The following is a 24566-nucleotide window of genomic DNA, read 5'->3' on the forward strand; positions in this document are numbered from 1 at the left end:
AAACCCGGGTTAACTTTTATTGCCCTATAAAAGGTCGCGGGCAATCTTGTTGGTCATCTCGCGGGAGTAACTGGCAGAGCCGAATGATTTACACGACACGATGCCGCGAATGGCATTTGTAAGAAATACTTCGTCCGCTGCCGCAACATGCTCAGGCGATAACATTGTTTTTCTCAATTGAACACCGTTGGATTTTGCCCAACGAATCACCTGCTTGCGCATAACTCCCGCTACACATCCTTCTGTAAGCGCAGGTGTAATGATCATTCCTTTCTTCACAATAAAGATGTTGGATGCAATGGTTTCTGCCACACAGCCATTTTCATTCAGCAAAAGACAATCATCAAAATTATGTTCATCCGCATAGATGGATGCCAGCACCTGAGGAAGGCGCTGGGTACTTTTGAGGTTCGACAATTTGGATACCGGTATGCGGTGATCCGGGTAGATACCCAGATGCACACCTGCACTTTTGCCGCCGGCTTTCATGTCCAGGGAATCCATCTCCATGACCCACGACACCTCTTTGTGGGTTGGCCAATACAGCCCTCCGTCCTTCCGAAATACCTGTAGCCGGATTCTTCCTTTCCCGAAACCGGCACCTTCCGCAAGCAGAGCCGCATACCGTCCCCGGTCTTCCAATTCAAAACCTGAAGGTTTTTCCATACCAAGAAATGACATCCCCCGGGTCATCCGTCCATGATGATCCTGAAGAAACCTGATATGCCCGTTGTTCCAAAGCATGGTCTCAAACAAGGCATCAGCGTAGCGGAAGGCACGATTGGCCGTGGTGATCCGAACCTCGCCATTGTTTACCATTTGCCCATCAAATATAACCAGGTGGTTCGTCATGACATTTGCAGAATTTGATTGACAAGAGGTTGTATTGGTGCATTGGCATCTACCAGCAAGCCCTTCACCCCTGCTTTTTCAGCGGCTTCTATATCACGTGGTTTGTCGCCGATCATAAATGAACGTCCGGCGTCTATATTAAATCGCGCCAGCGCTTTTTCCAGCATCAGTGAATCCGGTTTCCGGCAAAGACAGCGTCCATAATCCGGATGGTGCGGACAATAATAGAATCCTGCTACGTTCACCCCGGCATCCGCACATTGCTTCAAAAACACCTCATGCAGTTCAAGCACTTCTTCATGGCGATACAACCCTTTGGAAATACCGCTCTGATTGCTGATCACGACCAGAAGATAACCGGCCTCCTGTAGCCTTTTCAACTGATCAAGCATGCCGTCCACCAACACAAAATCTTCCCGAAGATATGTGTAGGTATCTCGTTCCATGTTGATCACCCCGTCCCTGTCCAGAAAAACCGCTTTATTCATCTTCAGAAATACAGAAAACGTATGGTTTGATAAAACCTCACCGCGATATCGGTATCCAGCAAAATGGTAAACAGAATTCCAAAAACAGCTCCGAAGAAGTGCGCACTGTGGTTGATATTGTCGCGGCCCCGCTTTCCCATTTGCCAGGAATAGACCAGGTAAAGAACAGACCACAGAATCGCAGGCAAACATAAGATACCCCAAAGACAAATGTTCCGTTCCGGGTGAAAAAGTATGCTCGCAAAGACAACGGCAGAGACGGCTCCGGAAGCCCCGACGCTATTGTAGCCCGGGTTGTTCCTATGCTTTTCAAATGTGGGATAAATGGACACCACCACGGACCCGACGTAGAGGAGTACAAAATACAACGATCCCACGAGACCAAAATTCATCTGGTAAGCCTTTTCAACTGTCGGACCGAAAAAATACAGCACCAGCATGTTTACCAACAGATGGGTCCAGTCTGCATGCAGCAGGGCATGCGTAAAGAAGCGGTGCCATTCCCGGTTTCGGTTAACGATGTACGGATTGAAAGTATGCTTCAGAAACAGATCGTGCTTCTGAAAAGCCTGAATGGAGAAAAGGGCCGTACCTGCAATAATGATGTATGTAATCAAACCGTCACGTTTGGCAGCGATTCGTTATTACTTTGATTTTGTCAGCGCCTGCTCTATGTCCTTGATAATATCTATGACGCTCTCAAGTCCTACGGAGATACGCACCAGACCGGGTGTGATCCCCACCTCCTGCCTTTCCTCATCAGTCAGTTTCGCATGTGTGGTAGAGGCAGGATGTGTTGCAATGGTTCTGGTATCGCCGAGGTTTGCGGTAAGCGATGCCATTTGTAAAGCATTCAAGAAATTCTTACCGCGCTCCAGTCCACCCTTCAGTTGAAACGTCACAATGCCACCTCCGGCTTTCATTTGCCTTTGGGCAATCTCGTACTGGGGATGGGATGTGAGATAAGGATAGCGAACCCAGTCCACTTCAGGATGGTTGTCCAGGCATTTCGCCAGGTTCATGGCATTGGAGCAATGACGATCCATCCGCACGGCAAGTGTTTCAAGACTCTTACTCAGCACCCATGCATTGAACGGTGACATAGCAGGTCCTGTAGCTCTTGCGAAGCTGTATATCTCATCAATGTATTTTTTCTTTCCGACCACGATACCGCCGAGCACACGTCCCTGGCCATCGATATACTTGGTGGCTGAATGGGAGATGATATGCGCACCGTAGTCCGAAGGACGCTGCAGATAAGGCGTGGCAAAACAGTTATCCACATTCAGGATCAAGCCGTGTTTGTCCGCCAGGTTGCCTGCCCATTCCAGATCAATGATATCCAGTCCCGGATTAGAAGGGGTTTCCAGAAAGATCATTTTTGTGTTGGGTTTGATCAGGGCTTCCCAGGTATCCGGTTGATGGGCATCCGCCAGCGTATGGGTGATCCCGAAATTAGGCAACACCTTTGTAAGAATGGTATGAATGGCTCCGAAAATGGATCTGGAAGCAAGGATATGATCGCCTTGTTTCAGAACCCCGACAAAAGAGGCGAATATCCCTGCCATACCGGAAGCAAAGGCATATCCAGCCTCGCATTCTTCCAACCGGCACATTTTTTCAATCAGTTCACCTGTGTTGGGATTGGAGAAGCGACTGTAAATGTTGCGGTCCATCTCACCGGCAAATGCAGCGCGCATTTCCTCGGCATCGTCGAACGTAAAACTGGATGTCAGATATAGCGGGACGGCATGTTCGCCGTTTTGGGTCCGATCCGATTGTATACGGATGACCTGGGTTTCAAATTCCTGGTAATCACTCATGACGGTACGGATTCTGTATCATTCACATAAACGGAATAGGTTATGTTTGCTGTTTTTTCAAGGGTTTTTGCTACGGAGCAATATTTATCCATTGACAGTTGCACGGCCCTCATGGCCTTGTCCGGATCGATATCCCCTTCCAGCATAAACCGCACATGAACATCCTTCCATAATGACGGTTCCTTATTGGGTTCTCTTTCCCCGTCTACCTCAATGCGGAAGTCTGTGATTTGTTGCCTCTGCTTTTTCAGAATGCTCACGACATCTATGGCACTGCAACCGCCGAGTCCCATCAATAATGTTTGCATGGGTCTCACACCCATTCCCTGTCCGCCAATTGCCGGTGACCCATCCATGATAATGGAATGTCCGTCTTCACCGGATGCTTCAAACTGAAAAGCATCGTCCAGCCTTTTCAAAGATATTTTCATTTGTCATCTACCGCGGGTAATACCAGCATCCCTGATCTCCATAAGCCATCACTTGCTACCGGACATGATTGTTGGAACGCGGCGTCCGTCGGTGCATCAAAGATACAATTCTAATATAGAACTGGAATATGTCCCTCAATGGAAGGATCGTCCGCATCCTTATATTATCTTTGCCCTCCAACTAGAGTTGCCAGCGGTTTTTTTATTATGTCAATGCAGATACTTAAGACCAGTCTTACATTGCCACTGGAAAGAGGCGGTGAGATCGTTCATCCGGAAATTGCCTATCACACTTATGGGCAATTAAATGAAGCGAAAGACAACGTCATCTGGATCATGCACCATCTGACAGCGAATTCGGATGCAGCAGAATGGTGGCCAGACCTGGTGGGAGAAAGCAAACTTTTTGACCCGACCACCCATTTCATTGTTTGCGCAAACAACCTCGGATCATGCTATGGCAGCACGGGTCCGGCAAGCATTTCCCCTGAGACAGGACAACCATATCTGGGTTCATTTCCACCCATTACGATCCGGGATATCGTAGCCATGCACCGGATACTGAAAGACCATCTTCAAATCAAATCCGTCGCTTTGGCGGTGGGTGGCTCCATGGGTGGCTATCAGGTACTGGAATGGAACCTGATGGAACCGGGCCTGATCAAAGCCAATATGGTGCTGGCTACAAATGCACGGGAAACCGCATGGGCCATCGGCATTCATGAAACCCAACGAATGGCGATTGCCCTCGATCCTACCTGGAAAAAAGGAGCATTGAATGATGCCGCGCAGGGATTATCCCTGGCCCGTGCCATAGGCATGTTGAGTTACCGGAGTTTTGAGATATTCAAGCAGGCGCAGTCGGATCAGGAACCCGTATTTGAGAACACCAGGGTTGCCTCCTACCTTCATTACCAGGGCAAAAAGTTGGTTGACCGCTACAATGCATACTCATACTGGGCATTATCTTACGCCATGGACAGCCATCATCTCGGAAGAGGCAGGGGATCACTGGAGGAAGTCCTTGCATCCATCAAATCCCCTACACTGGTTCTGGGCATCGGCAGCGATATTCTTTGCCCCGTATCTGAACAGGAATTCCTCACCAAACACCTTGGCTCGGCACGTTTGTGCATCATCGATTCAATGTACGGTCACGATGGGTTCATGGTTGAATCCGGCCCTATCACCAGGGCCGCCAGGGATTTCCTGAACGAACTAAGCAGTTCACTTTAAATAACTATCTTGTTCTTGAAAGTGATTGTGCATCAAATCATTTAAATCCACATGGGTGCGTTTGAAATAGCCATTTACCTGCTCATCGGACTAGGTACCGTGCTGGCCTTTGTAACTTATCGGTTGCTGGCGGAGGACAAAAAACGGAACCGGAAGGATGTCCGAAGGATCAATGCCATATACGTCTTCATCATATTTTTTATGGTGATATGTCAGGTGATCATTTTAGACCGGTTCTCGGTTAATGAGCGGGTCACCATCACCAATGCGGACGGCAGAAGCTTATCCATACAGGTAAACCACACCACATTGCCGTGGGACGAATTCTCCAGGAATGACACCAGCCGATACTATGCCAGTAAAGAAGATGGTTTTACATTTAAGTTACCGGAGGGCATTAGGCCGGAGCTCAAGCGGCTAACAGGTTTTGATGCTTACCTGGAGTCTGTAAACCTGGAAACCACCAGGGAGAATATCGATGCCTTTATTTCCTTCAGCCAGATAAAACGGGTTTTGAATTGCATCTCTTCTAATACGCAACCGCTTTCCTATGAGGAATCCCTGCAATGCTTTAGAGAAAGCAGCGGCATTTCAAAATATGGGAAGATGCTTCGGAAAAGTGTATCCACAAGGTGGATCTGCGGAAACAGTGTACAACTGACCTTTAACAATCACAGCAGTTCCAACATCACCGGATTGCTTTTTCATGAGGACAGTCTGAAAACACAAGACTCCACAGCAAACCTGAGTCATCTTCAGTTTACCCCATATTTCAGTGTCACCGTGTTTGAAAGACCTACCGGTGCAAAAAACGACCCGGCCTTTTCATTGGCAAACTATTTCATCAGCAGTGCGGCAAATATGATTTATGATGTGGAAAAGATCGTGGCTGATGAGCGGAACATCCTTGTCGCCAGCAAACTCAGACTTGACAATGTATCATATGGAGGTATTGTAGACCACTTTGACATACACCGTTGGGTTCAGCTTTTGCAATCAGACGACCATGTGTATCTGGTAGAGATTGCCTACAGTCCGCAAAGTGACCCGCGTGATGTGGTCTGGGAAGATCTGAAAGATGCATTTGAATCATTCAGGTGTTATCAATAAGTGACTGCTTCCCTTTGTAATCAATGGATCTTGCGTTTGGAATCCATATGGAAATTAATACCTTTAGCAGACCTAAAGGTTTGATATGAAAGCACCTTCAACCCTATTCACCATGAAACGTTACACTTTCGGATTGCTGATGCTGGCCATGACCGTTCCAGGTTCTGTTGTCATAGCCCAGGATGATGATGAAATGACCGACTACGGCCCGGACACAAGGATTTCCGTTGGAATCTCCATTGGAACGCTATCCTACTTCGGTGAGATCGGATATGGAACAAACAAGGACCTGGTAAGCTTCGCGACAGAACGGAGGGCGTTCGCCCTGACCGGTCATAAACGACTGAATGAGAATTTTGGCGTGCAAGGCAATCTGACCATGGGAAATCTTAGCAAGGGCGAAAGATCCAAGTTGCCGGGAAGAAACATGAATTTTAAATCCATCGTTGTGGCGCTTGATGGTCAGTTTGTTTTCCATTTCGACAACGATATGATTTTACCCAGCGACGTAGGCGCGTCGCCTTTTGTATCGGCGGGAATCGGCTTCATGTACTTTAACCCCAAGGGCGATCTTACATTGGCCAATGGCACAGCATATCATTATTGGTCTACCGGTGAGATAAAGAATAAGGCGGAAGATGCACCGGATGCATCATCAGCTAAGGACATCAGTCGGGATTATGTTTACGAAACCGTTCTGGACAGCACAAGCGCACATGGAAATATGACGGTAATGTTTCCCATCACTGCGGGTGTAAGATTAAAGATCACTGAAAACATTGAAGCCGATGTAAAGGGCACCCTGCATTTAACATTGTCCGACTACATTGACAACTATTCCAATCCCTCCGGTTCAGGAGGAGGCGACATGTATTCATTCCTCGGTTTCTCTCTAAGGTATTTTCTTCCTGAATTTTAATCAGCGGCATTAAGAATTTTTACGCATAAAAAAAGCGGATATGCTCATGGGGCAAATCCGCTTTTATGTTTGTAGTCTCAATCGTCAAAGAGACGCTATCACTGCTCTGTTTAGTAAGGTGTAGTTATATGACTACCATCCTTTGACTTTTCAGGCACCAGTGAAAGCACAGGTATTTCCGATTCGGAGATGATTTGCTGGGCAGTAGATCCCAGGAAGAAATCGGTAAATTCATTCTCCTGCTGTGTCATGATCACGATCAGATCACTTTCCACGCGTTTGGCGTAGTCTATGATCACATCTGCCTCGGTTTCATCACCTTTTATTCCTTTTACGATTTCAGCATTGCATTTCAGACCGTTCTCCTCAATAAAATTCTTCACCTGCTGAAGTTGTCTGTGTAGTTTATTCACAATAAACTCATCCTTGGTGAACAAGGCGCTGACAACAATAACTTCGGAATTGAAACTCTTTGCAAATTGGATAACGTAGTCTACCTTCTGCTTGGTTTCCTTTGTAAGATCAAGGGGCAGAACCACCTTCTGACAACCTTCCCTGTGTTGCTTTCCACGAATGGTTATCACCGGGCAGGTGGTTTCCTTTACAATATGCAGTGCATTGGAGCCGATAAAACGACCTCTGATACCGCCATGACCACCACTGGTTCCCATCAGGATCAGCTTTGCCTGGATCATTTGTGAAACCTCAAGGATCTTGGCATAAGGCTTACCTTTTGCAATCATTGTATTCACCTTTACACCTGCCTTTTCAGATGTTTCGGCAGCCAAAGCGTCCAGCTTAGCAGTAATTTCAGCGGTCACCTCCTCTTCATGCTTCTGAAAAATATTCGAAAGGAAGCCATGTTCCTCTATCACCTTCAGAAGTGTTATCTCCGCATTCATCAAACGTGCCAGGTTGTAGGATTGCGATAATGCAATCAGGGATTGCTCGGTAAAGTCTACCGGCACCAAAATATTGTTTGTAGATGAATTCATGCTGGTGTATTTGAATTGAGGCACAAAAGTAACACAATGTATCATCGCACACAAATCGGCATTCCGAACCAAGAAAACCAATAACATTCAAGAACCTGTATTTAAGCACTTTAACAACATATACCCGATAAATATGACTTTGAAATCAAAACGGCACTGTTAATAAAATGAATCTTCCGGGTGATTTCAGCCATCCGTCTGCCCTAACTTTGCAACATACGCTGAAGGTAGAAGCATGCAAGACATAAATGCCCTTATAGATTTATTGGATGACCCTGACGAGACGGTATTTTCCCATATCGAGGAAGTTCTGACCGGTTTGGGGCCCGGAATACTCCCTCACCTGGATGCGGCCAACGAACATGCAGCCAATGCGCTTCACAAGGAACGCATCTCCCGTTTATTCAGAAAATTACAATCCAATGACGCTGCCGACCAATTACGTAAATGGGTAAGCAATGAGCATCGCAATCTTTTAAGGGGTGCCCATTTGGTTTCATTAGCGGCCGGACAGCGCGGAGAATATGCAGAACTGGAGCAGGCTGTTGAGCAGGTAAGAAAAGATGCATGGCTTGAATTGAACCATAATCTGACGGCACTTGAAAAGATCCGGATACTTAATTACATCCTGTTTGAGGTACATGGTTTTAAGTTCACCCAACCCCCGTTTCATAGCATAGAAGAACACTGCATCCACCAGTGTATGGCTACTCGTCAGGGCAGCCCGGTGATTATTTCATTGCTGTACACCGCGTTGGCCAACTTGTTGGAAATGCCGGTTTATATCATGAGACTACCTGGTCAGTTTGTTCTTGCCTACCTGGATGATCCTGCCAACATGCCTGTGTCTGAGCAACAGGGCAATGTATTGTTTTACATCAATGTATTCAATAAAGGCAGTGTATTCTCGAGCCATGAGATCAGCAAATACCTGAGAAAGATGAATGTTCGGCCCGAGCCATCTCATTTTTTCCCGGGATCAAACATCATGGCGGTACACCAGCTACTTAAGTCGATTGAGTTTTCGTTCGAAACTTCCGGGCATCAATTCGAAGCGGATGCCATCCGGTTGACCCGGGTTAATCTGCTTAGCCCTGCAGTATCCTGAGAAAGGTCTTCCAGATAATCTTAATATCCGTCGCCATCCCCTTCTCCGAAATATATTTCATATTCAGGGCAAGTTTCCTGGGCATGACCTCTGAGATGTATGTTTGTTCAGGATTATCGGAACGGGCCAGAACTTCATTCTCATCAAAATATTCAATCGAAGCGTAGTCAGTCAGCCCGGGTTGCACGGTTAGTACCTTCCTTTGTTCTTCGGTATACAAGTCTACATACTTTTTCACTTCCGGTCGGGGTCCTACAAAACTCATATCTCCCGCAATGATATTCAGCAGTTGCGGCCACTCATCCATCTTATACTTCCTGAGCCACCTCCCTGCCCTGGTAATTCTCTGGTCATGAAAACCGATCGTCAACAAACCCTTTTTGTGAGAGTCGGGTCGCATGGTTCTGAACTTCATTAATTGAAACGGTATTCCGTTCTTTCCGATACGTTGCTGGGAATAAAACACACCACCCCGGGAGTCCAGGATGATCCAGATCGAGATCAGGAACAGAAAGGGGAAGATCAGAAAGAAGCAGACGAGGGCAAAAGCAAGATCAAATAACCGTTTGAGGCTCATTTAGCCGACCTTCACAATACAGTGCTCCACAGCCTCAACCACTACATCAGTAACCCTTTGGATTGCTTCGTCGGTCAGATCAAAGTATACAGGCAGAGAGATTTCCGACTTGAACTGCTCATAAGCTACCGGATAATCAGCCATTTTATAGCCACGTTCGCGGTATACGGTCAATAAAGGCAGCGGTGTGAAATGCACGTTTACAAATACCTGTTGTTCAATGATCCTCTTAATAATGGCGTCACGTATCTCCTCGTTGACATCTTTGATTCTCAGGAGAAATACGTGAAATGAGGACCGGACTCCATCTTCCTCAAAAGGTGGAATGATGGCCCAATTCTTTTTACCAAAAACATCCCGATACTGTTCGAATATCTGTTTGCGGCGTGCTAGCGTTTCATCATACCTCTTGAGCTCCAGTGCACCAATGGCTGCCTGAATATCGGTCATATTGCACTTATAGCCAGCATCAATAACGTCATATCTCCATTCCGAGCCGGAAGTCTTTGCGAGCGCATCCTTGGTTTGTCCATGCAGGGACATGATGGCCAGATATCGATAAATTTCTTCCGATTTAAAAACTTCAGGTAGCGAAAAAGCAATGGCGCCACCTTCAGCTGCCGTAAGATTCTTAACCGCATGAAATGAAAACACACTTACATCAGCCAACGTACCCGCTTTCCTGCCCTTGTATTCAGCGCCAAAAGAATGCGCTGCATCTGACAGAAGAAGGATACGCCCTAACTTCTCCTGATGTTCACCTGCCGGCTTAAACATCGACTTCACCTTGTCATCATTCAATACCTTGCGTATGGCATCGTAATCGCACGGCCATCCACCGATGTCAACAGGCATAACCGCTTTGGTTCTTTCGGTGATGGCAGCCCGCAAGGCCTCAGGGCTCATGTTAAAATCCGCGCCAACATCAACCATCACAGGCTTCGCACCGCAGTGCACCACAACATTGGCGGTAGCACAATACGTATAAGCCGGCACAATCACCTCATCGCCGGGTCCAACACCGAACCATCTCAGCATCAATTCAAGGCCTGCTGTGGCCGAATTCAGGCACAGCACACGTTCAACGCCACAGTATGTAGCCAGATCATGTTCAAACTGTTTTGTTTTCGGACCGGTCGTGATCCACCCTGAACGCAATACCTCCGCTACCGCTTCAACGGTGTGCTCATCTATCCTGGGTGGTGAAAATGGAACTTTCATCTTACAATCTATTGACGCGTAAATATACGCAAATCAGGTATACATGCCGACCTACTCATACAACCACTTATGAAAGCCCTTTGATATTTCATCCCAACCAAACCGGGACATCACGAATTCGTTTCCCTGCCGTCCCAATTGCCCAAGCAAAGCCGGGTCGGTTTTGAGTGCCAACACCTGTTTGGCCAATGCATCGGAATTTTCGGGTTCAAAGTACAGTCCGGACTTGCCTTCCTCAATAAAAAGCGTTCTGGCTTCACCATCAACACCCAGGAGAATTGGCTTTTTCAATGCAAGGGCTTCAAATATCTTGGAAGGGATGGCACCTAAAAATAAGTCTTGCTTCTTAAGCGGAATAACGGCCGCATCACAACCCGAGATCAGGCCGATCACCTGTGCCCTTGATCTGGCATCCAGGATATGTACATTGCCGATCTGTTCCTTACGAATCCTCTCCTGAAGGCGATCTTTCTCCGGGCCACTGCCCACCAGAACAAATGCGATTTTTTTTTCAGATGACAGGGACTTGCCTGCATCCAGGATCACATCCAATCCCTGAGCATGACCAATAATACCTGCATAAACCGCCACAAAGCAGTCTTTATCCAACCCGATATCGCTTCTCCAGGAAGCATCACTATGGATATCCTGATAGGCGGACGTATCCACACCATTTCGAAAAAGATAAATATCCTTTTTGGGGAAGCGCCTTACGATATCTGAAACAATGCCCTGGGTCTGGCCGCTAACCTTCCAGGACGATTTATACAAACCCTCCTCCAACCAGGTAGCCAACTTAAGTATCACAGGATTGGTTACCAGGCCCAGCTTCTCAGCACTTTCGGGCCAAAGGTCGGATACATTAAACACCATTTTTGCCTTTCTAAACCGGGACATAAGCCAGGCAGACATCCCAAGAAACAGAGGCGGTGATTCACAGATCACCACATCGTACCGTGGAAGTTTGGAAAGACCAATCCAGGCAGACGAAAACACAAAGGAAAAATAATTCATCAAGCGAGGAACAATGGATTTTGAACCGGTCACATATATCCATGCACGGTGTACCTTGATTCCATCCACCACCTCGCGCGTATACCATCGTTTCTCATATCCCGGAAAGATTCGCATGGCCGGGTAATTAGGCATGGCTGTGAGTACCTCAACGTCCTCCCCCAACATCTTCAGATGCCGCGCAAGTGCTGATAGTCTGTTCTGCGGCGCCCCGGTCTCCGGAGGATAGTATTGTGTCAGCAGAAGAATCTTCATCTGTCGTTCACCTGCTGATTTTTGACGGTAATGGCTTCTCGTATTCGGGGCTCGGTTAAAACCAGGAGAGAAAAGAACAACCCGAAAAACAGCGTTCCAGCTTGTGTTTCCAACACTGATTCAGTCAGGAAGTGCCCGCCGGTCACGATCAGAAAAAGCAAAGATCGCCAGGCATGACTTCGCCAGGCAAGCACCAAACTACATACCAATAATGCAATTAATACCAGCAGGCCCATGACACCCAATGCGATGGTGGTTTGAAAGAACTGATTATGCGCATTCAACTGCTGGTCATATGCTGACATCAGGTTCATGTCTTTATAATAGGATTTTAGTTCCGGCATCACATCCCCGGTGCCGACACCTATGACCGGATGCTCTGCCATGATATTCCCTGCAATTCTCCATATGATCAACCGAATCATTGAACTTTCCTTGGTATCCGTTTCTGTCCTGGCCAGATCCAGGTTTTTGGACGCCATATATACGCGGGAAACATCCGGCGTAACAATAAATTGGGTGATCAACATGTAGAGCAACACCGCCCCCAGAGCCAGACCTGTTGACAACCGCTGACGATCCTTCTTCAGCCATGAAGCGATAACGGCGGTAAGCAACAACATCGCGGTAAGCAACAAAGCCATTTTAGATTGCAGCAATACTTCCATCAGAATCAGGAAAAAAACCACGATCAACCAGCGGGTACTTGAATAGCCTTTGCCTTCCAATATCTCCACATAAACAAAACAAAGCGCCATAAGCAGGTACATCGCAAAGTACCCTACATGCATATGAAATGAAAGCGCGGTATATGTGAAAGCAAATGCCCCGTCAACGAGATATATCCACGCGGCTCTGCCCAGACACATCAGGGAGGCGGCAACACAACCGAATACGAATGCCCTGCGGATACGGAACATGACTTTGGGTTCCGGCGGCACAACCAGGCCAATGATCAATGGAAAAGCCAGCAAGGGCAGTTTCACCTGAAGATCAAAAGTACCCAGGGATAGATGCTCCGTGTACAATAACCCGACAACATGAAGCAGATAAAATGCCATGATCAGATACCAGGCCGGTCGGATATTCCTGGGAGGGAAATGCCATCTGGGAGCTGGAGAAAGAAGCGTATTGAGAAGGTACAATCCGGCAAGCAGCGGAACGATCCGCACAAAAACAGGCATCATAAAGACCATGACAGCCAGAATAATCCCGCTCACTCTCCGATGTTGATCTTCGCTTAGTATCACCTTTCGTTATGCAAGCTGTAAATCTAACCAAATTCGTAGAATCGCCTGAATATTAGAGCATGCGGGAAGATCCCCACGAATATTTATACTTTTGGGCAAATCAATTGACGAAGGAGAATGACAGGAATGCTCAAGAAATGGGACAATGCCATCTTCGGCCGCTATCAGAATCACTATGCACAGGAACTGGAACACAGTCTGCAAGGTTGTGAGTCTCTTCTGGACGTAGGCTGTGGTGCATATTCTCCGATTCGTTTTTTTAAGCAACGTCTTCCGCATACCATGGGAATTGACGCTCATGAACCGTCCATTGAAAGAAGCCGTGCAGAAAACATTCATGACGATTACCGTTTAATGAATGTGATGGAAATGGATAGCGTATTCGGTGAAAACAGTTTTGATGCCGTGATCGCATCCGACCTGATCGAACATTTGACCAAGGAAGACGGCCTGGTTCTCCTCAAAAAGATGGAAAAGGTAGCCCGAAAAAAAGTGGTGATATATACACCCAATGGCTTCCTTCCTCAGCGGGCTTATGACAACAACGATCTTCAGGTCCATTTATCCGGATGGGAAGTAGATGAGATGAAGGCCCTTGGCTATGAAGTTACGGGGATCAATGGCTGGAAACCACTCCGGGGAGAATTTGCGGAAATGAGATACAAGCCTAAGGTACTTTGGGGCAGGGTATCCCTTCTAACGCAACCTTACACAAGGCATCGACCACATCTGGCCTTCGCCATCATGTGTGTCAAGACCTTGTGATACCTTCCTTTATTTCCCGATACCATTGGGGAATGCGAATGGCTGCCTTCTTCCAGTCATAATTTTCCTCAACAAACTTTCGCCCATTCAGACCCATGGTGCGTCTGAGTTGTTGATCTGAACACAATCGTTCCAAGGCCTGTGTCAGCACGCCGACATCTCCGGAAGGAAGAAGCATTCCCGTTTCACCGTTCTTCACCACTTCCTTCAATCCGCCGATATCCGAAGCCAGCACCGGCACCCCGCATGAAGAAGCCTCCAACACTGCAACCCCGAAACTTTCACGGTATGACATATTCACAAAAACATCTATTTCCTGGTGATATCTCACCACTTCCTCTGCGGATACTTTTCCGGTAAATACGGTCTTTTCTTTTATTCCTAAAGATGAGACGAGCGCTTCATATTCTTTCCTTCTGCTACCATCACCTACAATCAGGAGATTCAGTGGTGATGCGGTATATTGTGAATATAAATTCGCAAAAGCCTTTATCAGCAAGTCAATTCCGTAAATATCCTCAAGGGATTTAACGGTTCCGATGGTGAGTGACTGATCCTGTATCTGGGTTTGGATCGGAACAAAACGCGTGGTATCTATTCCAAAAGGCAGGATAAACAACGGCGGTCCTCCCGGTATACCGGCCAACCCCGCCATGGTCTGCCCGGGTATATGCATCCCGGATGCCCCACGAATAATGCTTTTCACCACAAGCTGCTGTAGGCTGCCATGCGTGGGAAAGTCCATCAGATCACTACCCCAGGCGGATACCACATAGGGCCTGAAACCGCTAAGTCTGGCAAGCAGTCCGTAACTCGTTAAATAATGTGCATGAACAATGTCCGGTTGAAAATCGCGAATGACCCTCTTAACGGAGGGAAGCGCCTTCAGATAAACCCATTTTTTCAAGGACGATCCACCAGAGCGTGTCTTGATATGATCGGGTGAGTAATACACCGCTAATTTTTCCGGTACCTGACCAGGCTTTTCCGCCATGGTATACACAGCCACCTCCAGGGATGCATTCAAACATGCGTCGATCCACTTTCGGAGGTGCGGTGAGCCAAGATCACCCAGTAACAGAATTTTCATACCCTTTCTGTTTTAATCGTCCATAAGGATAAACCAAAAGCAAGGTACATAGGTAAAAAATAAACCAGGGAGCTGGGTGCGACACCGGCCATTCCAAAACCTACCAATGCCAGGAAGAGGGCCTGGGGTACATATTTTCGCTCCAGCGATGATCGTTTGATCAACTTCCACAATGACCACGCAATAAAGCCATACCACAAAGCAAATAACAACGCGTATAGAAGGCCCATATCCACAGCCAACTCCAACCAATAAAAATGCAGATCCACGAGATGTTCCTTCCCCACTCCTCTCATGGCCAACAGGGCACGTCTTGCTCCACCGGGTCCTTTTCCCAGCAACGGATCCTGTTTCACCATCTCGATACCTGCATAGAACAAATCCCTTCGCATGCCGGCGGATTCTTCCCGTCCACCGGAGAGCATCTTATCCTTCGGATTCAGAAAAGCCAGTTCTTCTACTTTAGGATGATGTGTAGGTGTTACAAAAAAACCATCACTGGCCACAAAAAGCAATAGCCCTAACAATACCAACTTATGCCAGGAGAACCTCGTCAATGAGATCAGCGTCTCCGAAACAGCCATAAAACACAACGAAAAGAAAGCCAGTCTTGAGCCGGACTCAACGATTAGCAATACGATGGTCAATGCCCACAACAATGCGCCTGTCCGGTTTCTCATCAACCAAAGAAAGGGGAAAACGAGACACATGACCGCTGCAAAGTCATTGGGATTGTAATGCAAGCCGGTGGGCATGGAATACAGGTAATTCGTATCCGTAGCCAGTAAAACTTCATTGGTGATATCAGTGGTACGCCCAAACCAATGCAATATTGGAGACAACCTGGACACAGGCCAGCGGAACGGTGTAAAGATCTCAAGCAGTCCAACAGCGATTTCCAGAATGGCCACGCATGCCAATGTCCTGAAAATTCCTTCTGTTGTTATTCGGCGGGCATCCTCTTTTGGGCGTAAGGATTCGACTATCAACACCGTGACGACAAAAAACCCACAGGATATATAAACCATATACTGCAATGTCAAAGCAGGATCATTGGCGAATAAAGTCCAGGCGGCGTACCATACAATGGATATGATCGGAAAAAGTACAAGTGGTTGTGTTAGCAGACCACGACCGTTTCTAAAGACCCACACCCAGTGTTTGCGTGCATACCACAGGTATATCACAGCGATAACGTGGTAGGCATATAGATAGGAATAACTCACAGCAGCGCCTGCAAATGCGGCAAGTATCAGGCACATCAACCATGGGTTAACCCTGAAAGCATCCTTTGCATCACGCAGGTGGGATGAACCATTCATATGACACGCTGGTCTTTACTGGTTTTATACCTGACGAAGAATCTTGTTGCAAACATATAGGCTCGTAGATGCACCCTGAACCGGGGCAACCAGGAGAGTAAAAAGAAAAGACATAACCGGTTGGTCAATTGAATACCAACAGCCAGGGATGCCAGAAAGCCAATCTGAGGACCGCGGTGTTTATAGAAAAACTTCACCTTGCTTGTCAGTTGGTTGGCTACGGCCAATCCCATACGTTGCGCCGAACTCTTTCCACCGAAATGAATGATTTCAGCAGCAGAAACAATGAATACCGGACCATTCAGGCGATAACAAAGGTCCACATCTTCCATCCAGAACAATGACTCGTCAAGGTCAATCCTGTTTTCCGATCGCATCATTAACGCTGCACCTGAGAGGGCATCAACCTGTTCAGGAGAAACAGCATTCACCCCAAGGATACTTTGATCGGGCAACAAATAGTTCAGAAAGAACGCCTCCTTCCACATACTCATCCATCCGGGAAACCGCCAGGCGGAAGGCTGCACGGATGCATCTTCATTCAGCAACCGGGGGCCGCAAGCAGCCACCTGGGGATGGCTGTCCATAAAATCAACCAATTTACCTAAGGCTCCATTCTTCACAATCGTGTCCGGGTTCAGCAACAATACATAACGCCCTCCTGCTATTTCCATACCCTGGTTGTTGGCCGCTGAAAAACCTGTATTCACTCCATTTTCGATCAGGCGAACCTCCGGGAAACTTTCCCGAATTGCCTCTTGTGAACCATCAACGGATGCATTATCTACCACGATGACTTCAGAAGATGCCGATTCATCACCCCTCACCGACTCCAGGCATGCAAGCAAAAACGCCTTCACCTGAAAGGAGACAATGATTATGCTTACGTCAGGTTGTTTCATCTTTTCGTGGCAGCCGAATCAACCAAAAGGTCATATACAGGTTGTACAAAGAAAGCAAAACACTCATCAATGCGAAGGAAGTCCTGACAATACCGGAAAAATGTTCCCCAAGAAAAAGAGCTGCAGCCAGTATAACCACTCCCAGGGCGGTTCTTGCAAACAGGGCTTTTTGCTTATCCATCACCAGAGGCAAATTGGAAAGACCGAGACGGATGAAATCAAAATACATATATGGAGCCAGGATAGCTGCATACCAACCACTTTCTTCCCATGCGGCACCAAAGACAAATGCAAATAATTCAGGACCTGCAATGGCAATGAGGGCATACACAGGTAATGCCACCAGTGCACTTTTCTTGGCGATGCTAACGGTAAGCCTTGCCAGGGCTTTGCGGTCGCCCGACAAAACAGAAGCTTGCTGATAGAAGACCTGCGCAACTGCAGATCCCATCAACCACATAGGGGCCTGTAACACCAGCAAGGTGCGTGAAAAATATCCGACCACCGTCTTATCAAAAAGATATGCGAGGATAAATACGATTGCATTTACCTGCAGCATGCCAACAATGGCAAAGGGAACATTTGAGGTTGGGAATGCCACATATTTTTTCAGAAGTTCCCTCACCTCGGTCCTATTTGGTTTCGCCCATTTCTGGCGCAGGAATTTCACCAACAACCAAAACGCTGAAAATGTTTGTCCCGCGAAGGCACCCAGAAACAACCCTTTCCCCATGAACCCCTTAACAGCTGCAGTCCACGAGGTCGCCGCATTAAATGAAGATTGGCCGATACGCGACATACCGGGGCGCCGATACTCCTTTCTCCGGCTATACCAATTATTGAGGGTTTGTGTTATCCCAAGCATCAACACTATGAGCGGTAATAACCAGGTCACCCCTCCCCACAACCAATCCTGGTTTATCTGGTGCAGTATTAACAGAACAAGGGTAAGAACCAATCCGGTAAATACCGACAACCAGATACATATCCAGACCAGTTTTGCTGCGCTGCGATCCTCATCCGGCAGCATCACGGCCATCTCATACCTAAGCGTAACAACAATGGCAACGGCAGAGACGACAGACATAAAAAGGGCAAAATCCCCAAAGGCATCCGGGCCGTATAATCGCGTTAACACAGGAGCCATCAGGAGATTGATGGCCTGAGCGATGGCCGTTCCACCGGCCAGCGTAGCCACGTGGCGTGTAAAATCGGAGACTTTGATCATAACCTCCCTGCCCGGCGGTATCGGGTTTTATTTGGCGATGCTCACGGATCGTTTTTCCCTGATCACGGTGACTTTCACCTGACCGGGATAGGTCATCTCATTTTGAATCTTTTGAGAAATATCAAACGACAACGTATCTGCATCCTTATCCGCCACGGAGTCGCTATCCACGATCACCCTTAACTCCCTGCCTGCCTGGATGGCATATGCGTTCTGCACACCTTTGTATGATACCGCAAGTGACTCAAGGTCTTTCAGACGTTTGATATATGATTCCATCATTTCCCGGCGCGCTCCGGGACGAGCTCCTGAAATGGCGTCACACACCTGAACCAACGGGGAGATCAGGCTGGTCATTTCAATTTCATCATGGTGCGCTCCGATGGCGTTACACACTTCGGGATTCTCCTTGTGTTTCTCTGCCAGTTTCATACCCAGAATGGCGTGTGGCAATTCCGGTTCATCATCGGGTACCTTACCGATATCATGGAGCAGGCCGGCTCTCTTGGCAAGTTTCACGTTCAGGCCCAACTCGGCAGCCATCACAGCGCAGAGATTAGCCACTTCACGCGAGTGTTGCAGGAGGTTCTGGCCATAAGACGACCGGAACTTCATTTTTCCGATCAATCTTACCAGTTCGGGGTGAAGGCCATGGATGCCGAGATCAATGGTCGTTCGCTTACCCGTTTCGGCAATTTCCTCCTCGAGGTTTTTCTTGGTTTTTGCGACAATTTCCTCAATACGGGCCGGATGAATCCGGCCATCCGTAACCAATTGGTGTAATGACAACCTGGCTACTTCTCTTCTGACGGGATCAAAGCAGGATAAGAGAATGGCTTCCGGTGTATCATCTACAATAATCTCTACGCCGGTTGCTGCTTCCAATGCACGGATATTCCGGCCTTCACGTCCGATGATCCGTCCTTTGATCTCATCGCTTTCGATATTAAATACAGTTACCGCATTTTCTATGGCCTGCTCGGCAGCAATACGTTGTATGGTTTGGATAACGATTCTCTTCGCTTCTTTGTTAGCGGTGAGTTTTGCTTCCTCTACAATATCCTTGATGGTACTGAGGGCTTCCGTCTTGGCTTCTGCTGTGAGCGCTTCTACCAGTTGTACCTTGGCGTCATCAACGGAAAGTCCGGATATCGCCTCGAGCTGTTCCACCTGACGTTTATGCATCTTATCCAACTCGCCCTGCCTCTTGTTTACAAGTTCCAGTTGCACAGTAAGATTTTCTTTCAGGGAGGTTACCTCCTTTTGGGTTCGCTGTACTTCCTCCTGTTTCTTGGATGCCTGCTTTTCAGCTTGCCTGGTTTTCTGTTCTACACCTTCAATTTTTCGGTTGCGGTCGTGGATGGCCTTTTCATGTTCGGCTTTCAGTTGAAGGAATTTTTCTTTGGCCTGTAAAAGCTTTTCCTTTTTTATCACCTCACCTTCGGCTTCCGCTTCCTTGAGTATATGTTCGCTTTTCTTTTCAATCGCCTTCCTGACAAAAACCGCCGCGATCAAACCACCTAACGCCAAACCGCCGACCGCTGCGATCAACACGGGAATCAAATTTAGCTCCATTTCAATCTTTCTTTTGGTTAATTAATCTGCTTTCCCGTGGTGCAGGGATAAAAAAACCCGCACCCTTCATTCGAGGTAAATTAAACCCCGTTAAGTCATGTATGGAACTGCCAGGTCATTCGAACGTCCACTGTCCCGAAGGAACCCGCAAGCGGGTTGAGGCCTGTTCTACGAACCTTGAGCTTGGTTCCAATTGTAAAACTGTTGAGTTTAAAAACGCATGCAAATGAAAGACGCGGGTAAGCGTTCAGGCATTTTTATATTGCCGTACTCAAAGAACGTCAGATCGTTTCCAAATAATCGTTCAGCACTTTTTTTGATCTGTCAAGCTGCTGATCCAATTCCAGGTCACGTGATTCCATTTCCTTCAAAGATGCTGCCCTGTCCAGTGCAAATTCCAGTGCACACATGGCCAGCAAGTCTTGTTTGTCACGAACGGCATACTGACTTTCATATGCCCTGATCTTTTCATTGATATCATGAGCCGCCTTCCTCATGGCTTCTTCCTCATCCATGCTGATGGTCAGCGGGTAAACCCTGCCTCCGATATTCAACTTAATAGATAACTGCTCCTGTGACATGGGACCACGCCCGTTAGTTATTCAGTAACGAAATACATTTATCAACTTCTCTTACCAGTGCATTGATCTTTTCCTTTACTTCCTTCTGCTCCAATCCTCCCTCTGATATGCTACCGGCTATGCTCGCCATTTTCATTTGCTCTTCCAACTCCACGATTCTGATATTCTTTTCTTCCAAGTCCTTTTCCATCCGGTTGATATCATTGATCAACCTGTGGTTGTCTTCAGCGATCCTCCGATGAGAATCGATCAGGGCTTCAATTTGCTTGTGAATTTCCCCTGCTGTGTCAACTTTGGACTTCATAATAACCAGAATCTATTACGGATCAGGAATGAACCCAACCCTCAAAATTAACATTAATTTTTAATATTGAACATGTGTTTTCTTGCCTGGAATGTTAAACCCGAACTGTTGATATATTTTTATCAAGCATTGCGTCTGATCATGGCGGTTACACTATTTTCGTCGAATGCCAGCGGATCAAAACATGAAAGGGCGTGACCAGGTGAAGAGAAATCATGGACGTGATAAGACAGGGAACAGGAAATGGTTACTGATCCTTACGTTGGTTATGGTAACATTAATGATCAGGTCCACGCAGGCGCTGATCGATTTCCCCAAAGGTGTTTTCACTTCACCACTTAAGATTCCGTTGTTGCTTGCCGGAAATTTCGGGGAGATCAGAAACAATCACTTCCATGCCGGGATTGACATTAAGACCATGAGTCAGGAGGGACAACCTGTAAGTTCAATCGCAGACGGTTATGTTTCACGCATCAACATCTCATCCAGGGGTTATGGCAAATGCCTGTACATCACCCATCCTAACGGCTATACTTCCGTGTATGCGCATCTTCGGGAGTTTAATGGAGATGTTGCTACTTATGTGAAGAACAAACAATATGAGTTGGAAAGTTTCGAGATGGATATCACCTTATCGGAAGACGAGGTTCCGGTTAGTGGTGGTCAGGTGGTAGCGTACTCCGGAAACACAGGAAGTTCTGCTGGCCCTCACCTGCATTTTGAGATCCGTGAGACTTACACAGAATTTCCTGTAAACCCCCTCCTGTTCGGCTATGACATTCGCGATGATATTTCTCCGGTGATCTCTTCATTTAAAGTTTACCCCATCGGACCATCATCTTTCGTGGATGGAAGAAATGATTCAAAACGTTTTGGCCTTTACGGGTCCCGCGGAAATTACAGCGCGGGTACAGTGCGTGCCCACGGTGATATCGGAATCGCCATTGAAACCAGGGATGTAATGAACAATACCAGCAACACGCAGGGCATCTTCTCCATTGAACTGAGAATTGATGAGGAAAAGATATTTTATCACGACCTGGACCGTTTCGGATTTCATGAAACGCGATACATTAATAGCCTGGTAGACTATCACGAAAAGATGCACACCGGCAGGGTACTTCAAAAATGTTTTATCGATCCGAACAACCGCCTGAGTACTTATAAGGATGTAGTCAACAGGGGCGTTTTCCGGATTACTGATGATACCGTTCACAAAGCCGAGATCATCGTGAAGGACGTGGCAGGCAATACTTCCCGATTATCGTTTGACATATTGGACCCCGGACCGCCACCCGCTCAAAATGAGGCTTCCCTCGAAGCACCTGTTACCGCGGTGTTTCCTTATCAGAAGGTGAATACTTTTACAAGTGAGGGCATCACCCTGGAAATGCCGGTCAATTGCATTTATGACACCCTAAGATTTGTGTACAATGCCGGTCCACCCGTTCCTGGTGCCTGGTCTGTCACCCATGAAATTCACAGGACGGATGTACCTGTGCACACCCCCTATCAACTTCGCCTGCTAGCATCCGATCTTCCGGAACGACTGCATGAAAAAGCGCTCATCGCCATGGTCAACGATCAGGGCTACCGCAACTACCAGGGCGGAACATTTGCCAACGATTGGATAACATGTCAGGTACGAACTTTCGGAAGTTTTGCTGTGCTGGTAGACGAAACCCCTCCAGGCATCAGCGCCATCAACATATACAATGGAAAGAACATGAAGGGAACGCCGTGGATACGCATGCGGATATCAGATAACCTATCCGGCATACAGTCATACCGTGGCACAATCGATGATCAGTGGATACTAATGGAATACGACCAGAAAACACACACGCTGGCGCACATGTTCGAAGAAGAACTCGCTGAAGGGGAACATGAATTTAAACTGGTCGTTACGGATAACCGGAACAATACAAAAGATTTCACCGCCAAATTCACCCGGTAAAGGTTTTGATCAGATCATATACCGGATGATGTGGTATATCATTAACAATAGCAGAATACCCAAACCCGCAAATGCTTTGTTAATTACCGGCTGCATCAGATAACCGGACAACAAAATGATAGAAATATAGAGTGCACTCGTTTCCCAGATATCGGTTTGACAAGTCCAGATAGCCAGGGGAAGTCCGGAAACTACTGTAGTCCCGTTGACAAGCAAGTGTGTCAACCCATTTCCACAAACAACCAGCAACGATCCTAACATAGGTACAGAACCTAAAACACTCAACAACAGAAACAGATACACCAGACACATCACCACGGGGATTACCCACAGGTTGGCAAACAGAAAATACCTGGGAAAGACACCAAAATAATATAGCACCAAAGGAAACGTGGCCAACTGGGCTGACAATGACACACACGTCAATGACCACAGTTTATCCATCCAATGACTTAACGAGTTCCACAACCTATACAGCATCCCATGCCAGGCCAGTATTCCACCCACTGCAAGGAAAGAAAGCTGGAACCCGGGTTCTGCAATCCACATGGGATTCCAAAGCAACATAAGAAATGCGCAAGCAGCTAACGTATTAAATGGCGGGCTTTTTCTAGAGATTTTCACACCCAGACTGAACATGGTGAACATGGCCGCAGATCTGCATACAGAAGGAGAGAACCCGGACACCCAGGCAAAGGCCCACAAAGAAATCACAATCACTGCGAAAGACACCCACCTTCCGATGATGCGTTTCGGTATCCACGACAAGAGGGTATTGATCGCGAGAAATATAATGCCAACGTGAAGCCCGGAGACCGCAAGAACATGGATTACGCCAGAACCCGAGAAAGCTTCGCGGGTTGCCGGACCAAGCATAGATTTATCACCAAGCACCAGGGCGGCAGCCAATGAAACCGTGGCGGAATCCAGTCCGGCAGACCGCCATCGCTTAAGTATGGCATGTTTTAAAGCAACCTGCACTTCAATACACGACACATACCACGAATCTGAATGACCACAGAATTCCCATTGCCCTTTAGGTGCAAAGCATTCCAGAGAAACATTCCTTCGCCACATGTAGCCCTGATAATCGAATGTACCTGTTTCATTGTTGACTATGGCCTTTAAGGGGGCACGAACGAATACCCGGTCCCCTGCCTTGAGACTCAATGACACGCTATCTTTCCAAAACACCAGCTTCACTTTTCCTCCATTCCACCCGAGGGGCTGAACAGGCCATACAAACACCATGCACTGCACCACCTTCTTTTTTACAACGGGAGGTTCCAACAATTCACATTGCCAGGGACCATTTCGTTGTCCGGTGGACAGGAGATTTTCATTAAAATGACTTGAACGGGTAACGCCCCACTGGTAACCAAAGCAAACCAGAAACATAAACATCACATGACCGAACAAAGATGAATAACGGCGTGACGGTCGATCACAAACACCAACCAAGAGGACGAAAAAGAAGAACATCAAAGCCGTAACAACCGGTTGCTCTTCTCCATGCGTAAGTATTGCACCGGAGAGACCCGATACAAAAGGAATGCATATACG

At 47.2% G+C, this 24566-nt stretch carries 24 protein-coding genes; 6 read left to right on the forward strand and 18 right to left on the reverse strand.

Translation table 11 applies throughout. The features are described from left to right. Positions 1-24: 24 nt before the first annotated feature. From KDD36_03735 to KDD36_03755, 5 genes are read right to left on the reverse strand one after another with little or no spacing between them, the layout of a single operon-like run. Positions 25-852: an aminotransferase class IV gene (locus KDD36_03735; protein MCB0395737.1), complete on the reverse strand. Its 828-nt coding sequence runs from the start codon at positions 850-852 to the stop codon at positions 25-27. Further along, positions 849-1340: an HAD family hydrolase gene (locus KDD36_03740; protein MCB0395738.1), complete on the reverse strand. Its 492-nt coding sequence runs from the start codon at positions 1338-1340 to the stop codon at positions 849-851. The genes KDD36_03735 and KDD36_03740 overlap by 4 nt, the downstream gene beginning before the upstream one ends. A gap of 2 nt (positions 1341-1342) precedes the next feature. Then, complete coding sequence (locus tag KDD36_03745; GenBank protein ID MCB0395739.1) at positions 1343-1957, reverse strand: rhomboid family intramembrane serine protease; 615 nt, start codon at positions 1955-1957, stop codon at positions 1343-1345. A 27-nt stretch (positions 1958-1984) separates the two neighbouring features. Then, complete coding sequence (locus KDD36_03750) at positions 1985-3163, reverse strand: PLP-dependent transferase (GenBank protein MCB0395740.1); 1179 nt, start codon at positions 3161-3163, stop codon at positions 1985-1987. Beyond that, a complete protein-coding gene (locus tag KDD36_03755) occupies positions 3160-3594 on the reverse strand; it encodes an OsmC family protein (protein MCB0395741.1) in 435 nt (144 codons plus the stop codon). The genes KDD36_03750 and KDD36_03755 overlap by 4 nt, the downstream gene beginning before the upstream one ends. Before the next feature lie 213 nt (positions 3595-3807). Between KDD36_03755 and metX the strand changes: the two genes are divergently transcribed. From metX to KDD36_03770, 3 genes are all read left to right on the forward strand, one after another. Then, positions 3808-4830, forward strand: a complete 1023-nt coding sequence (metX, locus tag KDD36_03760; GenBank protein MCB0395742.1) for a homoserine O-acetyltransferase — start codon at positions 3808-3810, stop codon at positions 4828-4830. Positions 4831-4881: 51 nt separating this feature from the next. Continuing rightward, the gene (locus tag KDD36_03765; protein MCB0395743.1) at positions 4882-5940 is read left to right on the forward strand and encodes a hypothetical protein; all 1059 of its coding nucleotides are present in this window, start codon (positions 4882-4884) and stop codon (positions 5938-5940) included. 112 nt (positions 5941-6052) lie between these two features. Then, positions 6053-6859 (forward strand): hypothetical protein, encoded by an 807-nt coding sequence (locus KDD36_03770; protein ID MCB0395744.1) that lies wholly within the window; start codon positions 6053-6055, stop codon positions 6857-6859. A 110-nt stretch (positions 6860-6969) separates the two neighbouring features. On the opposite strand, the gene KDD36_03775 is transcribed toward KDD36_03770, so the two are convergent. Continuing rightward, positions 6970-7854, reverse strand: a complete 885-nt coding sequence (locus KDD36_03775) for a universal stress protein (protein ID MCB0395745.1) — start codon at positions 7852-7854, stop codon at positions 6970-6972. Positions 7855-8089: 235 nt separating this feature from the next. Here KDD36_03775 and KDD36_03780 point away from each other — a divergent pair, with 235 nt between their 5' ends. Further along, positions 8090-8962 carry a hypothetical protein gene (locus tag KDD36_03780; GenBank protein MCB0395746.1) on the forward strand — a complete coding sequence of 291 codons (873 nt, stop codon included), beginning with the start codon at positions 8090-8092 and terminating at the stop codon, positions 8960-8962. On the opposite strand, the gene KDD36_03785 is transcribed toward KDD36_03780, so the two are convergent. The 4 genes from KDD36_03785 to KDD36_03800 are packed head-to-tail and all read right to left on the reverse strand — an operon-like array spanning position 8943 to position 13249. Then, on the reverse strand, positions 8943-9539 hold the full coding sequence (locus KDD36_03785) for a sugar transferase (protein MCB0395747.1): 597 nt from the start codon (positions 9537-9539) through the stop codon (positions 8943-8945). The two genes, KDD36_03780 and KDD36_03785, sit on opposite strands and share 20 nt — an antisense overlap. Beyond that, positions 9540-10760 (reverse strand): DegT/DnrJ/EryC1/StrS family aminotransferase, encoded by a 1221-nt coding sequence (locus tag KDD36_03790; protein ID MCB0395748.1) that lies wholly within the window; start codon positions 10758-10760, stop codon positions 9540-9542. Between the two features lie 51 nt (positions 10761-10811). Continuing rightward, the gene (locus tag KDD36_03795; GenBank protein ID MCB0395749.1) at positions 10812-12029 is read right to left on the reverse strand and encodes a glycosyltransferase family 4 protein; all 1218 of its coding nucleotides are present in this window, start codon (positions 12027-12029) and stop codon (positions 10812-10814) included. Then, on the reverse strand, positions 12026-13249 hold the full coding sequence (locus KDD36_03800; GenBank protein MCB0395750.1) for an O-antigen ligase family protein: 1224 nt from the start codon (positions 13247-13249) through the stop codon (positions 12026-12028). Before KDD36_03800 ends, KDD36_03795 begins: the two co-directional genes overlap by 4 nt. A 147-nt stretch (positions 13250-13396) precedes the next feature. Between KDD36_03800 and KDD36_03805 the strand changes: the two genes are divergently transcribed. Then, positions 13397-14044 carry a class I SAM-dependent methyltransferase gene (locus KDD36_03805; protein MCB0395751.1) on the forward strand — a complete coding sequence of 216 codons (648 nt, stop codon included), beginning with the start codon at positions 13397-13399 and terminating at the stop codon, positions 14042-14044. On the opposite strand, the gene KDD36_03810 is transcribed toward KDD36_03805, so the two are convergent. From KDD36_03810 to KDD36_03840, 7 genes are all read right to left on the reverse strand, one after another. Beyond that, positions 14031-15134, reverse strand: a complete 1104-nt coding sequence (locus KDD36_03810; protein MCB0395752.1) for a glycosyltransferase — start codon at positions 15132-15134, stop codon at positions 14031-14033. The genes KDD36_03805 and KDD36_03810 overlap by 14 nt on opposite strands. Further along, positions 15131-16456, reverse strand: a complete 1326-nt coding sequence (locus KDD36_03815) for an O-antigen ligase family protein (GenBank protein ID MCB0395753.1) — start codon at positions 16454-16456, stop codon at positions 15131-15133. The genes KDD36_03810 and KDD36_03815 overlap by 4 nt, the downstream gene beginning before the upstream one ends. After that, positions 16453-17358, reverse strand: a complete 906-nt coding sequence (locus tag KDD36_03820; protein MCB0395754.1) for a glycosyltransferase family 2 protein — start codon at positions 17356-17358, stop codon at positions 16453-16455. The genes KDD36_03815 and KDD36_03820 overlap by 4 nt, the downstream gene beginning before the upstream one ends. Next, complete coding sequence (locus KDD36_03825; protein MCB0395755.1) at positions 17345-18586, reverse strand: oligosaccharide flippase family protein; 1242 nt, start codon at positions 18584-18586, stop codon at positions 17345-17347. The genes KDD36_03820 and KDD36_03825 overlap by 14 nt, the downstream gene beginning before the upstream one ends. Before the next feature lie 27 nt (positions 18587-18613). Next, positions 18614-20161 carry a ribonuclease Y gene (gene rny / locus KDD36_03830; protein ID MCB0395756.1) on the reverse strand — a complete coding sequence of 516 codons (1548 nt, stop codon included), beginning with the start codon at positions 20159-20161 and terminating at the stop codon, positions 18614-18616. A gap of 281 nt (positions 20162-20442) precedes the next feature. Next, positions 20443-20742, reverse strand: a complete 300-nt coding sequence (locus tag KDD36_03835) for a cell division protein ZapA (GenBank protein ID MCB0395757.1) — start codon at positions 20740-20742, stop codon at positions 20443-20445. 13 nt (positions 20743-20755) lie between these two features. After that, complete coding sequence (locus KDD36_03840) at positions 20756-21046, reverse strand: hypothetical protein (GenBank protein ID MCB0395758.1); 291 nt, start codon at positions 21044-21046, stop codon at positions 20756-20758. Between the two features lie 184 nt (positions 21047-21230). Here KDD36_03840 and KDD36_03845 point away from each other — a divergent pair, with 184 nt between their 5' ends. After that, a complete protein-coding gene (locus KDD36_03845) occupies positions 21231-23003 on the forward strand; it encodes a M23 family metallopeptidase (protein ID MCB0395759.1) in 1773 nt (590 codons plus the stop codon). A gap of 9 nt (positions 23004-23012) precedes the next feature. On the opposite strand, the gene KDD36_03850 is transcribed toward KDD36_03845, so the two are convergent. Next, a complete protein-coding gene (locus KDD36_03850; protein ID MCB0395760.1) occupies positions 23013-24407 on the reverse strand; it encodes a ComEC/Rec2 family competence protein in 1395 nt (464 codons plus the stop codon). Positions 24408-24566 lie beyond the last annotated feature (159 nt).

It is taken from the genome of Flavobacteriales bacterium, from assembly GCA_020435415.1.
Classification (GTDB): domain Bacteria; phylum Bacteroidota; class Bacteroidia; order JACJYZ01; family JACJYZ01; genus JACJYZ01.